Source organism: Phreatobacter stygius (genome assembly GCF_005144885.1).
Lineage (GTDB): Bacteria > Pseudomonadota > Alphaproteobacteria > Rhizobiales > Phreatobacteraceae > Phreatobacter > Phreatobacter stygius.
On the sequence record NZ_CP039690.1, the window covers coordinates 3,402,345 to 3,416,380 of the forward strand.

General features: G+C 66.1%; 14 protein-coding genes. 3 read left to right on the forward strand and 11 right to left on the reverse strand.

The window, feature by feature from the left end; translation table 11 throughout:
• The first annotated feature begins 115 nt into the window (after positions 1–115).
• Positions 116–919, forward strand: a complete 804-nt coding sequence (locus E8M01_RS15915) for an undecaprenyl-diphosphate phosphatase (RefSeq protein WP_136961009.1) — start codon at positions 116–118, stop codon at positions 917–919.
• Positions 920–937: 18 nt separating this feature from the next.
• On the opposite strand, the gene E8M01_RS15920 is transcribed toward E8M01_RS15915, so the two are convergent.
• The 3 genes from E8M01_RS15920 to E8M01_RS15930 form a co-directional block, all read right to left on the reverse strand.
• Positions 938–1,900: a complex I NDUFA9 subunit family protein gene (locus E8M01_RS15920; protein WP_136961010.1), complete on the reverse strand. Its 963-nt coding sequence runs from the start codon at positions 1,898–1,900 to the stop codon at positions 938–940.
• 105 nt (positions 1,901–2,005) lie between these two features.
• Positions 2,006–3,205, reverse strand: coding sequence for a multidrug effflux MFS transporter (locus E8M01_RS15925; RefSeq protein WP_246088751.1), 1,200 nt, complete (start codon positions 3,203–3,205; stop codon positions 2,006–2,008).
• A gap of 61 nt (positions 3,206–3,266) precedes the next feature.
• Entirely contained in the window at positions 3,267–3,743 is a 477-nt protein-coding gene (locus E8M01_RS15930; protein ID WP_136961011.1) for a YqaA family protein, read from the reverse strand.
• 165 nt (positions 3,744–3,908) lie between these two features.
• Between E8M01_RS15930 and E8M01_RS15935 the strand changes: the two genes are divergently transcribed.
• Positions 3,909–4,259, forward strand: coding sequence for a MarR family winged helix-turn-helix transcriptional regulator (locus tag E8M01_RS15935; protein ID WP_136961012.1), 351 nt, complete (start codon positions 3,909–3,911; stop codon positions 4,257–4,259).
• A gap of 73 nt (positions 4,260–4,332) precedes the next feature.
• Entirely contained in the window at positions 4,333–5,181 is an 849-nt protein-coding gene (locus E8M01_RS15940; RefSeq protein ID WP_136961013.1) for a C40 family peptidase, read from the forward strand.
• A gap of 6 nt (positions 5,182–5,187) precedes the next feature.
• Here E8M01_RS15940 and E8M01_RS15945 read toward each other — a convergent pair whose 3' ends face one another.
• From E8M01_RS15945 to E8M01_RS15980, 8 genes are all read right to left on the reverse strand, one after another.
• A complete protein-coding gene (locus tag E8M01_RS15945; protein WP_136961014.1) occupies positions 5,188–5,880 on the reverse strand; it encodes a DsbA family protein in 693 nt (230 codons plus the stop codon).
• Between the two features lie 95 nt (positions 5,881–5,975).
• Positions 5,976–8,069: a methyl-accepting chemotaxis protein gene (locus E8M01_RS15950; RefSeq protein WP_136961015.1), complete on the reverse strand. Its 2,094-nt coding sequence runs from the start codon at positions 8,067–8,069 to the stop codon at positions 5,976–5,978.
• A 142-nt stretch (positions 8,070–8,211) separates the two neighbouring features.
• The gene (locus E8M01_RS15955; RefSeq protein WP_136961016.1) at positions 8,212–9,162 is read right to left on the reverse strand and encodes a 2-hydroxyacid dehydrogenase; all 951 of its coding nucleotides are present in this window, start codon (positions 9,160–9,162) and stop codon (positions 8,212–8,214) included.
• Positions 9,159–10,823 (reverse strand): ABC transporter ATP-binding protein, encoded by a 1,665-nt coding sequence (locus E8M01_RS15960; protein ID WP_136961017.1) that lies wholly within the window; start codon positions 10,821–10,823, stop codon positions 9,159–9,161. Before E8M01_RS15960 ends, E8M01_RS15955 begins: the two co-directional genes overlap by 4 nt.
• Complete coding sequence (locus E8M01_RS15965; protein ID WP_170181917.1) at positions 10,820–11,296, reverse strand: type II toxin-antitoxin system VapC family toxin; 477 nt, start codon at positions 11,294–11,296, stop codon at positions 10,820–10,822. The genes E8M01_RS15960 and E8M01_RS15965 overlap by 4 nt, the downstream gene beginning before the upstream one ends.
• Positions 11,277–11,504 (reverse strand): hypothetical protein, encoded by a 228-nt coding sequence (locus tag E8M01_RS15970; RefSeq protein WP_136961019.1) that lies wholly within the window; start codon positions 11,502–11,504, stop codon positions 11,277–11,279. The genes E8M01_RS15965 and E8M01_RS15970 overlap by 20 nt, the downstream gene beginning before the upstream one ends.
• 54 nt (positions 11,505–11,558) lie before the next feature.
• A complete protein-coding gene (locus E8M01_RS15975) occupies positions 11,559–12,734 on the reverse strand; it encodes an ABC transporter permease (protein ID WP_246088820.1) in 1,176 nt (391 codons plus the stop codon).
• Between the two features lie 2 nt (positions 12,735–12,736).
• Entirely contained in the window at positions 12,737–13,840 is a 1,104-nt protein-coding gene (locus E8M01_RS15980) for a microcin C ABC transporter permease YejB (protein ID WP_136961021.1), read from the reverse strand.
• Positions 13,841–14,036 lie beyond the last annotated feature (196 nt).

Consider the following 14,036-nt stretch of genomic DNA (forward strand, 5'->3'; position numbering starts at 1 on the left):
GCGAAACAACCTCGGGATTTGCATGATGAGTTTAACGCCGTGTCATGCTTAACCGTTCATGAAGGCGGTTGCGCTATGAACCCGCCGGTGCGGCATTGCTCATTCGGAGAGAACCATGGACATCGCCAATCTCGCCAAGGCGCTGATCCTCGGCCTCGTCGAGGGCGGCACCGAGTTCATTCCCGTCTCGTCCACCGGCCACCTGATTCTCCTCGGCCATTTCCTCGGCTTCCTGTCGACTGGCAAGACCTTCGAGGTGCTGATCCAGCTTGGCGCCATCCTGGCCATCCTGCTGGTCTATTTCACCCGGCTGCTGGGTGTCGTCCTGTGCCTGCCGACCGATGCCTGGGCGCGTCGCTTCGTCGTCTCGGTGCTGGTCGCCTTCCTGCCGGCGGCGGCGCTGGGCGCGGTCCTGCACAGCACCATCAAGTCGCTGTTCGAGCGCCCGGACCTCGTCTGCGTGGCGCTGATCCTCGGCGGCGTGGTCCTGCTGTTCGTCGACCGGCTCAAGCTCGAGCCGACCGAGGACAACGCCTTCCGCTTCTCGCCCATGCTGGCGCTCAAAATCGGCCTTTGCCAGTGTGCGGCGCTGTTTCCCGGGGTTTCGCGGTCGGGTGCCACCATTGTCGGCGCGCTCCTGCTCGGCACCACCAAGCGCGCGGCGGCCGAGTTTTCGTTCTTTCTCGCCATGCCGACCATGGCGGGGGCCTTCGCTTATGATCTCTACAAGAACTACAAGCTGCTCGACTTTTCCGACGTGACCACGATTGGCCTCGGTTTCGTCGCCGCCTTCGTTTCCGGCCTGATCGTGGTGCGCTTCCTGCTCGACTATGTCAGCCGCCACGGCTTCGCGCTCTTCGCCTGGTGGCGGATCACTGTCGGCACGGTCGGCCTGATCGGGCTTTTCGCTTTCCGCTGAAGCCCGGCTCTATCGGCCTTATTGCGCCTGTTCGGTGAACTGGCCATGGCGCCGGAAGCGCCAGAGATAGCTCGGCGCGATCGCCTCGATCGATTTCGGCCCGATGCCCAGGCCCTCGAGGGTGCGGCCGTCGGCGCTCGCGCCCGCACTCACCACGCTATCGGACTTCAAGAGCTTGACCTGGTCGGGGGTCAGCGGCGCGCCCGGCACATATTGCAGGAACTTCGCCTGGAATGCGGCAAGTCCGAAGGGCAGCGACATCAGGAGACGCTTGCGGCCGATCGTCTCCAGGACGAATTCGACCACCTCCTTGAATGTCTTCACCGCCGGGCCGCCGAGTTCGTAAACCGTTCCGGCCGTGGTCTTGCCGTCGATCGCGGCCATCACCGCGTCGGCGACGTCGCCAACGAAGACCGGCTGGAACCGGGTCGTGCCGCCGCCGATCAGCGGCAGCACCGGCAGCATGCGCGCCATGGCGGCCAGGCGGTTGAAGAAATCGTCCTCCGGCCCGAATATGACCGACGGACGCAGGATCACCGCGCCGGGCTGCTGGCGCAGCACGCCGGCTTCGCCGGCGGCCTTCGAGCGTGCGTAGAGCGCTTCGCCCTCGGCATCGGCGCCGATCGCCGAAACATGGATCAGCTTCGCGCCGGCCTCGGCCGCGGCCCGGGCGACCGTCTCGGCGCCGCGCGCCTGCACGGCATCGAATTTCTGGCGGCCGGTTTCATGCATGATGCCGACGCAGTTGATCACGATTTCCGCGCCTTCGGCGGCATGGCGTACCGAGTCCGGATAACGCAGATTGGCCTGGACCGCATTGATCTGGCCGACTGCGCCGAGCGGCTGCAGATGGCCGGCCAGGTCGGGCCGGCGGACCGCGACGCGCACGCGGAAGCCGCGCCGGGCCAGCGCTCTCACCACATGCCGTCCGACGAAACCCGAACCGCCGTAAACCGTCACGAGCCGGTCGAAGGTCTGCATCTCGTGCCTCTTTGAAATCGCATCTCGAATGCCGGGTGATTAGTCCATTTCAAAAGAGCCGTACAGAGCGACCTCAGCATGAAGGGGTGCCGATGCGTCCGCTGCTTAGAGCGCCGGACCGCGCCGCGCTGCTCCGGACGCGAGGAAGACCGTCAGCGCGATGAGCGCCGTGGCGCTGACGGCGATCGCCAGGGGCCAGGCGCTGTCGCCGAGCCCATGGCCGACCAGGATGCCGGTGGCGGCGCCCGAGGTCATCTGGATGAAACCGGCCAGCGACGAGGCGGCGCCGGCCTTGTCGGGGAACGGTTTCATCGCGCCGGCCAGCGTCTGCGGCATGGTCAGCCCGAAGCCGCAGGTATAGATCGCCATCGGCACCAGGATGCCGGCCGGGCCGAGCCCGCCGACCAAAAGCGCAGCGGCCATGGCGAGGCCGCCGAGCGCCAGCAGGCTGACGCCGGCGCGGATCGTCCAGCTTTCGCCCTTGCGCACCACCAGCCGGGTGCCGCCGAGACTGCCGGAGACGAAACCGACGCCGCAACTGGCGAAGGCGGCACCGGCTGCGACCGGGCCAAGGCCATAGACCCCCTGCAGCACGAAAGAGGAGGCTGAAATGAAAGCGAACAGCCCGGAATAACCGGCTGCGAAGATCGCGGTATTGGCGATGAAGGTGTGGTTGCGGATGATCTGGCCGAAGGTCCTGAGGATGCCGATCGGCGATATCGCCGCGGTCGAGCGCTGTTTCAGCGTCTCCGGCAAGCTGAACACCACCAGCAGCAGCGCCCCGAGCCCGAAGGCGAGCGCCGCGAAGAAAGTCGCGCGCCAGCCGAAGGCGACATGGAACAGGCCGCCGGCGATCGGCGCCAGCGTCGGCACCAGGCTCATGATGGTGCCCATCAGGGCCAGTTCCTTGGCGGCCCGGCGGCCCTCGTAGAGGTCGCGCACGATGGCGCGGGCCAGCACGATCGGCCCGGCCGCCCCGAGCGCCTGCAGGAAACGCGCGGCGGTCAGCATGTCGATCGAATTGGATGCGGCGCAGACCGCCGTGCCGACGCCATAGAGCGTCAGGGCCGCGACCAGCACGGGCTTGCGGCCATATTTGTCGGAGATCGGGCCATAGAAGATCTGACCGACGGCGAAGCCGCCGAGAAAGGCCGAGAGCGTCAGCTGCACCTGGGCGGTGCTTGCACCGAGCAGCCGGCCGATATCGGGGAGCGACGGCAGATACATGTCGGTCGAAACGGGTCCGAGCCCGATGAGCACCGCCAGAAGCGCAGTCAAGGCGAAGGTATCGGGGCGCAGCAGCATCAATGCGATTCCGGCAATGGCGCTGGCTCTACGCTGCGGTCATCGGGGAGTCGAGCATGGCTCAGCCGCCGAGCGCGCCGAGCAGCCCTGCGGCGGTGAGCCAGATGAGCGCGTAACGCAGCATCCGCGCAATGCCGGTCAGCACGGCGGTCGGTAGCAGCGGATAGCGCGCCATGCCGGCAACCAGGGTGATCGGATCACCGATAACCGGCACCCAGCAGAGCAGCAATGCTGCCCAGCCGAAGCGGCCGAACAGGCGCTCGACGCGGTCAATCATGTCGGGTGGCAGCTTGAAGCGCTCGAGCCAGGCATGGCCGGCCTGGCTATCGGCGCCGCGCGCGATCAGCGTGCCGATCCACCAATTGGTAAGGCCGCCGGCGATATTGGCTGAGGTCGCGACCAGAAACAGCGCCAGAGGGTGCTGGTAGCCGGCCGCGAGAAATCCGACGAAGACCAGCTCCGACCCGCCTGGCAGCAATGTCGCCGCCGAAAAGGCGGCGAAGGCCATGGTCGTAAGGGTGGCGAGATCGGCCAGCAAGAAGGCTCCGTGTGGCGACGAGCGCGGACGACAAGGACCCGCATCCGGATGGCCCGGGCCATCAGGCGGCCCGGTCGGCGCGCTCTCTTGCCATTTCGGCTCCCTCTTGCACAGGGGCTTTCACCGCCGTTTAATACGGCTCCGTAACGAGTTTGGTGCGTGTTGATGGCTGTTCAGTTGCGTCCCGCCCAGGCAATCAAGCTGATGCACGAACTGTCGCTGGCCCTGGTCCACGATGGCGAGCCGGATCTGAGCTCCCGTCAACTGGCGATCCTCCTGACCATCTATCTCGAGCCGCCGCCGCACCACGTGCGCGACCTGGCCGCCCGGCTGAAAGTGACCAAGCCGGTGATCACACGGGCGCTCGACAGCATGGGCAAGCTCGAACTGGTGTCGCGCCGCCGTGACGAACGCGACCGTCGCGACGTGATCATCCAGCGCACAGTGAAGGGTGCGCTCGCGGTCGAGCGGATCGGCGACCTGATCGTCGAACAGGCGAAGTCGCTGCCGCCTTAGGATTTCAGGTCATCCCCGCGAGCATCTGGCTCGCGGCGACGCACCGTTAAGGCCAAACCGCTAGAAGGAAGACATGACTTTCATGGATCGTCGCCTGACCCCGGCCCGTCCCGACCTTGCAGCCATCAGCCTGAAAGGGCTGGTGGAGGCCGAGCGGTTCGTCGAGGGTCGGCCGGCAAGAGTGGTGCAGCCGGTCGTGCCACTGCGCGGCGCGCCGCGGGACGATGCCATGCTCGATACCGAACTGACCTATGGCGAGCCGGTCGCAATCTATGACGAGCGTGACGGCTGGGCCTATCTGCAATCGGCGCGCGACAACTATGTCGGTTACGCGCCGATCGGTGCCTTCGGTGCCGCGGGACCCGCAACCCATCGGGTGACGGCGCTGCGCACCTTTCTCTATCCGGGGCCGAGCATCAAATCGCCGCCGCTCGGCCTGATCCCGATGAATGCCCTCGTCACGGTCACGCACCTGACCGGCGTTTTTGCCGTCACCGACAGCGGTGCCCATGTCTTCGCCCGCCATCTCGCCGGCCTCGGCGAGCACGAGGCGGATTACGTCGCGGTCGCCGAGCGCTATCTCGGCACACCCTATTTGTGGGGCGGGCGCACCAGCCTGGGGCTGGATTGTTCGGGCCTGGTGCAGACGGCGCTGGAGGCGGCCGGGTTTCAGGCGCCGCGCGATTCCGACCTGCAGGAGCAGCAGGTCGGCACGGCCTTCACGCTTGCGCCAGATCTGTCCAATCTCCGGCGCGGCGACCTGCTGTTCTGGAAAGGCCATGTCGGCATCATGACCAGCCCGGCGGAACTCCTCCACGCCAACGGCTATCACATGGCGGTCGCCGCCGAGCCGGTGGCCGAAGCGGTCAGGCGGATTGCCGACAAATCCTTTGGCGCGGTGACCAGCGCCCGGCGGCTCTAGGATCGGCTAACTGCAGACCGGCTTGTCGCATTCGCGTACGGCGCGCACCGCGGCCTCGATAGTGCCGCGCCCCGGCCAGCCGATCAGCGCCACGCCGGCGATCAGCCAGGACGGGGTTGCCGCGAGATTGGTGGCATTGGCGAGCCGGACCGCCTGGGCCAGCACCTGGCCGGTCTCCGGCTTGTCGGCGACGGTCTCGATCTCGTTGTCATCGAGGCCGATATCCTTGGCCGCTTCGAGCGCGCGCAGGCCGTCGAACACGCCGCGGGCGGCCATCGAGATGTCGAAGAACGCGCGCGCCTTGGCTTCGCCGCCGACCAGCTTCACGGCATATTCGACGCGTGCCGCCTGGAACGACGGCAACCCCAGGCTCGGCGCGTTGACGAAGCGGATGCGCAGGTCCGGATCGGCCTCGGCCATGGCCTTCACGTCATTGGCGGCGCGCCGGCAATAGCCGCAATTGGAGTCATAGATCTCGGTCAGCGTGATATCCGGGCTTTCCGAGCCGATCGAAAAACCATTGTCGAGTTCGGCGATTTCGGTCTCGAGTTCGACCGGCACCCGGAAATTCGACACCTCGCGGCCGTCAGGACCGCGCAAGGGGAACCAGGCATCGTCGGCGCCGCTAGCCGGCACGGCCATGGGGGCCATGGCAGCGACGGCTCCGGTTGCGATCAGGCGGCGGCGGGTCAGGATCATCGGCACATCATGGTCTGCTCTGATGGCCGCACCATGGCTGCCGCGCCGCGTCAGGCAAGTCACGCCTGCGTGACGAGCGCGGCGCAGCTGCCCGATCAGGCAGCCCGCACCGTGGTGACGAACTTCTCGACCTCGTGGCGCAGGTGGCTGCTCTCGCGCGACAGGTCCTGCGCCGAGCCGAGCACCTGGGCCGAAGCCGACCCGGTCTCGGCCGCACCGCGGCTGACATCGGAAATATTCGCCGCAACCTGGGTCGTGCCCTGGGCGGCCTCCTGGACATTGCGCGAGATTTCCTGGGTCGCCGCGCCCTGCTGTTCGACCGCCGCGGCAATTGCCGAGGCGATCTCGGCGAGCCGGCCGATGGTGCCGCCGATCTCCTTGATCGCCAGGACCGAATCCTGGGTGGCCGACTGCATCGTGGCGATCTGCATGCTGATCTCGTCGGTCGCCTTGGCGGTCTGGGTGGCCAGCGCCTTGACCTCCGAGGCGACCACCGCAAAGCCCTTGCCCGACTCGCCGGCCCGCGCCGCCTCGATGGTGGCGTTGAGCGCGAGCAGGTTGGTCTGCTGGGCGATCGCGGTGATCAGCTTCACGACATCGCCGATCCGGCTGGCGGCGGCCGACAGTTCGGCGATGCGGGTGTCGGTCAGTTCGGCCTGTTTCACCGCCTCGAAGGCGATCTTGCTCGATTCTTCCACCTGCCGGCCGATTTCGGCGACCGAACTGCTCATCTCCTCCGCAGCACTCGCCACCGACTGGACATTGCTCGATGCATCGTCGGAAGCGCCGGCGACGACGCCGGCAAGCAGCTGGGTGCTCTCGGCGGTACGGGTCAATTGCCCGGCCGCCGACTCAAGTTCGCTCGAGGCCCGGGACACCGCGGCGACGATGTCGCCGACTGCCGTCTGGAATTCGTCGGCGAGCCTGGCCATCTGGTCCTTGCGCTCGGCCGCCGAGCGCTGCTCGAGCGCCTTCTGTTCGCCGCGCAGCCGATCGGCCTCGACCATGCTGTTCTTGAAGGTCTGCATGGCGCCGCCGAGCGCCCCGATCTCGTCGCGCCGGTTGGCGTAAGCCGTTTCGACCGAGAGGTCGCCGCCGGCGAGCTTCAGCATGGCTTCCTGCATGACCTTGAGCGGGCCGGTGACGCGGTGCGAAACCGCGATCGTCATGCCGGCTGCCGCGATGATGGCGAGCAACAGAAGTCCAAGCTGACCATAGAGCCTGGCGGTTGCCTCGGCCTGCTGGCGGGCGGCATGGGTCTTGGCCGCGTTCAGCGCGGCATCGGCGACTCCCAGCAGCGTCACCAGCCGCGCAACCGCCACCGGCGTCCATTGGCCGACGGTTACGCCCGGCGGCTGCCCGGCGACCAGCGCGGTCAAGATCTCCAGGCGATAGGCGACGTAATCCGGATCGAGATAGCCCTTCCTGGCGGCGGTAACCGCCTCGGCGAATTGCGGCGGCAGCGGCAGGCCGGCGGCGAGTTTCTCAAGCTCCGACCACGCGGTTTCCAGCCGGGTATTGATGGCGGCGTATTTCACCAGCGGGTCGGCCGGCAACGGCTGGCCCGCCAACGGGTTGGAAATGAACACCGAAGCGTCGCCGGCGGCCTCGCGGGCGACCCAGGCCAGCTGCTTCAACTGCATCACCTGGTCGATGAAGGCGTCGTCGAGCTTGACCAGGGCGGTCAACTGGCCCGACAGCTTCTCGAGCAATTCGATCATGCCCGACGTATGGGCGACGAATTCCTGGGCGAGGCCGGCGCGCCGCTCGGCCTTCGGCTGCATCACTGCGCGCCCGGTTTCGGCATGCAGCGCGGCCAGTTTCGCCACCGCCTGATCGAGGTTCGCGACCAGCGGGGCGCCCGCCGGAAAGTCGAGCTCGCGCAGCGCGACGAGCGCCGCCCTGAGGGCCGGCATCTCGGCCGCGCGGTTCTGGGCGGTCTGCGGGTTCATCGCGGTCAGGCGCGCCTCGCCGATGAGGTCGCGATTGGTCGTCGAGCGATCGACCCGCAGGTTGTGAAGCGCGGTGAACAGCTGGGCGGTCGCCTCGCTCACCGTGGCGATCCGGCTTGCCGTCCTGAGCTGGGTCCAGGACGTCCAGGCGCCGTTGGCGACCAGCACGACGACCGCCAGGATCAGGATCGAAATCACCGACTTGAGGAGGGCATTCACCGATAGGCGATTCAACATTCCAACGCGCTCCAGCAGGCCGATCCTGTCCTGAAGCCGCAATTTCTAATGGCTGTGTAAACGAACCGCTAAGAAATGTGGCGGGTTGCCACATTTCGCGTGAGTTTCTTGTGTTGCCGCAACGTCAGATGGCCCGAGGCCGTCAATATCCGTGTGCCGGGTCGACCACATTGACCAGGGGTTGTCCGGTTTCGGCCGCCAGGATCTGTTGCGCCACATAGGCCGCGATCGCCGGCGGCGACGAGATCGCCGAGTTATGCGGCGTCACCGTCACCTTCGGATGCAGCCAGAGCCGGCTCGATTCGGGCAAGGGTTCGGTCTCGAACACGTCGAGCACGGCCGCGCCGAGCTGGCCCGTGTCGAGAGCGGCGAGAATATCGGCCTCGACCTGCAATCCGCCGCGGCCGACATTGATCAGCACCGGTCCGCCAATGGCTTCCGCCTTGGGCATCCGGGCGAACAGCCGGGCGTTGAGGAAGCCGGCGGTGTCCGGGGTCAGCGGCAGGATCGCCACCAGGATGTCGGATACCGCTGTCATGGCCGCCAGCCCGTCGTCGCCGTCGAACATTTCGACGCCTGCGACGGCCTTCGGCCGGCGGCTCCAGCCGGCGACCTGGAAGCCCATGACGCCAAGCTTGCGGGCGGCGTCCTGGCCGAGCTTGCCCATGCCGAGCAGGCCGACACGGATGTCGCTGGCCTGCGGCTGATCACGCAGGTCGGTCCATGCGCGCTGGCGCTGGAAGCCGTCATAGATGCGCACCCGGCGCAGGGCCATCAGGCAGTGCATGACCACATATTCGGACATGCGGGTGGTCAGGTCGGGATCGACCACGCGGACGATCGGCACGCCCGGCGGCAGTTTCCGGTCCTTGAACAGATGGTCGACGCCGGCGCCGAGCGAAAAGATCGCCTTCAGGTTCGGCAGGCCGGAGAATGCGCCCTCCGGCTGCTTCCAGGCGGCGCTGTAGGCGATCGTCGCCGGGTCGTAATCTTCGGTGTGGAGGACGACGTTCCAGCCCGGCAGGGCTTTCTGGAAACGGGCGCGCCAGGGTTCGGGGTCCCAGGCGGTGATGCCGAGAAGCAGGTTATTCACGGTGAAGGACTTCCGTATCCGGCTGTTTCAAGATCGAAGGCGGCAGCAAAAAGCGCCTTGGTGTAATCGTTCTCGGGCGTCTTGAACACCCGCGCCGCGGGACCTGATTCGACCACCTTGCCGTTCTTCATGACGATGATGTCGTCGGCCAGCGCCGAGACGACCTTGAGGTCGTGCGAGATGAACAGATAGGTCAGGTTGCGCCGCACCTGCAGGTCGCGCAAAAGGTCGACGATCTGTGCCTGGACGATACGGTCGAGCGCCGAGGTCGGCTCGTCGAGCAGCACGAAGGATGGTTCCAGCACCATGGCGCGGGCAATGGCGATGCGCTGGCGCTGGCCGCCGGAGAATTCGTGCGGATAGCGATGACGGGTTTCGGCATCGAGGCCGACATCGGTCAATGCCGTCACGACGCGCCGCTCCCGTTCGCCGTCAGAAAGCTGCGGGTGGTGAACGGTCAGGCCCTCGGCTACGATCTCGCTGACCGACATGCGCGGCGACAACGAACCATAGGGGTCCTGGAACACCACCTGCATGTGCCGGCGGTTCGGCCGCATGGCGTCGAAGCCGAGCCCCTGCAGCGGCTTGCCCATGAACACGATGGGGCCGTCGGAGGAAATGAGCCGGAGCAAGGCCAGGCCGAGCGTCGTCTTGCCCGATCCGGATTCGCCGACAATGCCGAGAGTGCGACCTTGCCGGACCGCGATCGAAATGCCGTCCACCGCCTTCACATGGCCGACCGTCCGGCGCAGCAGGCCGCGCTTGATCGGGAACCAGACCTTCAGCTCCCTGGCTTCCATCACCACCGGCCCGTCGCCCTTGTCGGTGCGGACCATCGGCTTCGGCTCGGCCGCCATCAGCTCGCGGGTATAGGGATGCTGGGCGCGTTCGAAGATCTCGGCGACCGGCCCCTGTTCGACGATCTTGCCGTAGCGCATCACGCAGACCCGGTCGGCGATCTTGCGGACGATGCTGAGGTCGTGGGTGATGAACAGGATCGCCATGCCCTCTTCCCGCTGCAGGTCCTTCAGCAGGGTCAGGATCTGCGCTTGCACGGTGACGTCGAGCGCGGTGGTCGGTTCGTCGGCGATCAGCAGATCAGGCTCGTTGGCCAGCGCCATGGCGATCATGACGCGCTGGCGCTGGCCGCCCGACAGCTGGTGCGGATAGCTGTCGAGCCGCTCCTGCGGATCCGGAATGCCGACCTTGTCGAGCAGTCCGATGGCGCGGCTGCGGGCGGCCTGCTCGGAATAGCCCTTGTGCAGGATCAGCACCTCGGCAACCTGCTTGCCGACCGTGTGCAGGGGGTTGAGCGAGGTCATCGGTTCCTGGAACACGATGGTGATGTCATTGCCGCGCACCGCGCGCATGGTCGGCTCGTCGGCGATGAGCAGATCGCGCCCGCGGAACAGGATCTGGCCTGAAGGATGCGAGGCTGCCGGATAGGGCAGAAGCTTCATCACCGACAGCGCCGAGACCGACTTGCCGGAACCGGACTCGCCAACCAGCGCAACGGTTTCACCCTTGCGCAGGTCGAACGAGATGTGGTCGACGGCGAGCGTCTCGACGCCCATCTGGCGAAACGCCACCGAGAGATCGCGGACCGACAGGAGTGGCGGACCGGACGGCGCGGACGAATGATCGGACCTTTGGTCGGTCATGGCAGCGCCGTCAGAAAGCGGTCGATGTCGTGGCGGGAGTCCGGGTCGATGAAGCTCACCTGGTCAAGCACTCCAAGCTTTCTGTCACTGGAAACAAAGGCGGCGCAGGCGGCCGCCTCGGCGGTGGCCAGATGGATCGTATCGGGCAGTTTCAGCGCCGGCCATCGTGCACGCAGGACAGCCGAGGCGCGAAGGATTTGTTCGGACACGCCGACGCAGGCGAGCGGCAGCATGCGGCCGGCGAAGAGGTCCTCATAAGCCAGCACCAGGCCTTCGCTGTCGTCGCGCAGCGGCTGCACCAGCACTTCGCCATAGGTCAGCCAGCTCGTCACCGCCCGCACCCGGCCGGCTTCGACAATGTCCCAGAGCCGGTCGTGTGCCGACACGTTCGCCGTCGCGCTCTCGAACAGCCGGATGAAGAAATTCGCGTCGAGATAGAGCGCTGGCGCCACGTCAGAGCGGCCCGCCGTCACGGATCCGCCGGACCCGCGCCACCGCTTCCACAGAGGAGCCGATACGCTTGAAGTCGAGCTTCGCCATGCGGGCGCGCAGCCGTTGCGAGGCGGAGAGTGCCGGCGCGCTGCGCTGGACGAGCTCGACCGGCACCAGCGGGTCGAACCCGTGGCGAAGTGGTTCGGGAAGGTCTCGGACCGACACGATCTTCCTGATCTCCGCGTTCATCGCCCGATCCTGCTCTCGTTCATGTGACGGCCTCGGTTCAGGTGAGAATCTGGTTCACGTGAAGGTTTTGCGCGGGTCGAAGGCATCGCGCACGGCTTCGCCGACAAAAATCAAAAGCGACAGCATGACGGCGACAGTGATGAAAGCGGTCAGCGCCAGCCAGGGCGCCTGCAGGTTGGACTTGCCCTGTTGCAACAATTCGCCGAGCGACGGCGAGCCGACCGGCAGGCCGAAACCGAGGAAGTCGAGGGCGGTCAGCGTCATCACGGAGCCCGACAGGACGAAGGGCAGGAAAGTGACCGTCGCCACCATGGCATTGGGCAGAAGGTGGCGCGTCATGATGGTCATCGAGGAGACGCCCAGGGCACGCGCCGCATTGACATATTCGAAATTGCGGGCGCGCAGGAACTCGGCCCTGACCACCCCGACCAGCGCGACCCAGGAGAATAGCAGGAGGATGCCGAGCAGCACGAAGAAGCTGGGTGCCAGCACCGAGGAGATGATCAAGAGCAGATAGAGCGACGGGATCGCGGTCCAGATTTCGATGAAGCGCTGGAACAGGAGGTCGGTCCAGCCGCCGAAATAGCCCTGCACGGCGCCGGCGGCGACCCCGACCAGCGACGAAATGATGGTGAGCGTCAGCCCGAACAGCACGGAAATCCGAAAGCCGTAGATGACCCTGGCGACCACGTCGCGGCCCTGGTCGTCGGTGCCGAGCCAGTTCCAGTTGCCGAGCGCGCAATAGCTCGAACCGGCCGGCCTCTGGCCGCGTGGCAGCCGTTCGGCGGCCGCGCAGTCCGGCAGCCTGTCGCGCTGCATCCAGGTTGGCGCCGAGGGGAAGGGGGTCACCGGGTCCTTGACGGTGGAGGAGGCGTTGTTGCGCACCAGCGGCCAGATCAGGAAGGCCTTTTTCTCCTCGAAATGGTCGAGCAGGAAGGCGTCCTTGTAATCGGCCGGGGTCTCGAACTCGCCGCCAAGCGTCTTTTCCGAATAGTCGAACAGGACCGGGAAGAAATGCTGGCCTTCGAGATTCACATAGAGCGGCCGGTCATTGGCGATCAGCTCGGCGAACAGCGTCACCACGAACAGCACCATGAAGATCCGGAAGCTCCAGAAGCCGCGGCCGTTGGCTCTGAAATTGGCCAGCCGGCGCTGATTGAGCGGCGACAGCCGGCTTTTGTTCGCAGCGGCATCGGCCGGCACAGCAGCGGTCCTGGTGGTGGCGTCCATCATCAGACCTCACGCGCCTCGAAGTCGATGCGTGGATCGACCCAGGTGTACATGAGGTCGGAGATGAGGTTCACCACCAATCCGACCAGCGAGAAGATGAACAGGGTGGCGAAGACCACCGGATAGTCGCGGTTGAGCACGCTTTCGAAACCGAGCAGGCCCAGGCCGTCGAGCGAAAAAATCGTCTCGATCAACAGCGAGCCGGTGAAGAAGGCGTGCACGAAGGCGCCGGGGAAACCGGCGATGATGATCAGCATGGCGTTGCGGAAGACGTGACCATAAAGCACCTGGCTTTCGTCCAGTCCCTTGGCTCTTGCGGTCATGACATATTGCTTGCGGATCTCGTCGAGGAACGAGTTCTTGGTCAGCAAGGTCATGGTGGCGAAGGCGCCGAGCGCCATGGCGGTCAAGGGCAGGGCCAGGTGCCAGGCATAGTCGAGCGCCTTCGCGCCGAGGCTCATCTGGGCGTAATTGTCGGAATGCAGGCCACGCAGCGGAAACCAGTCGAGAAACGAGCCGCCGGCGAAGACCACGATCAGCAGGATGGCGAACAGGAAGCCTGGAATGGCGTAGCCGACAATGATCACCGCCGAGGTCCAGACGTCGAAGCGCGAACCGTCGGACACCGCCTTGCGAATGCCGAGCGGGATGGAAATGGCATAGGTCAGCAGGGTCAGCCAGAGCCCGAGCGACACGGAGACCGGCAATTTTTCCTTGATCAGGGTGAGCACCGAAACGTCGCGGAAATAGCTCTTGCCGAAATCGAAGGTGGCGTAATTCTTCAGCATCAGGAAGAAGCGTTCATGCGCTGGCTTGTCGAAGCCGAACTGCTTCTCGAGCTGGGCGATGAATTGCGGGTCGAGCCCCTGGGCGCCGCGATAGCGGCTGGCGGCGGCGTCCGCCGCGGTCGAAGCCGCCTGGCGCGCGGCGTCGGCGCCACCACCCGAGACGCGCTGCGACGCCGAGACGTCATTGCCGGTGAGCTGGGCGATGACCCGCTCCACCGGTCCGCCCGGTGCGAACTGGATGACCACGAAGGACACGAGCATGATCCCGAGCAAGGTCGGGATCATCAGCAGGATACGGCGGACGATGTAGGTCAGCATGGGCAGAGACTCGGACGCCCGGACTCTGGCGTCAATGGGGCCGACCGTGGCCGAACGACACGCCCGGGCGATTTCTGGGCCGGCGGCGATCAATAGCCGAAAATGGATAGGAACGAGAAGAATTTGGCATTTCACAACGGGCGCGCGTCACGCGATGCTCCGGCCTTGTTCGCGCACATGACGGTTTATGCGGCGG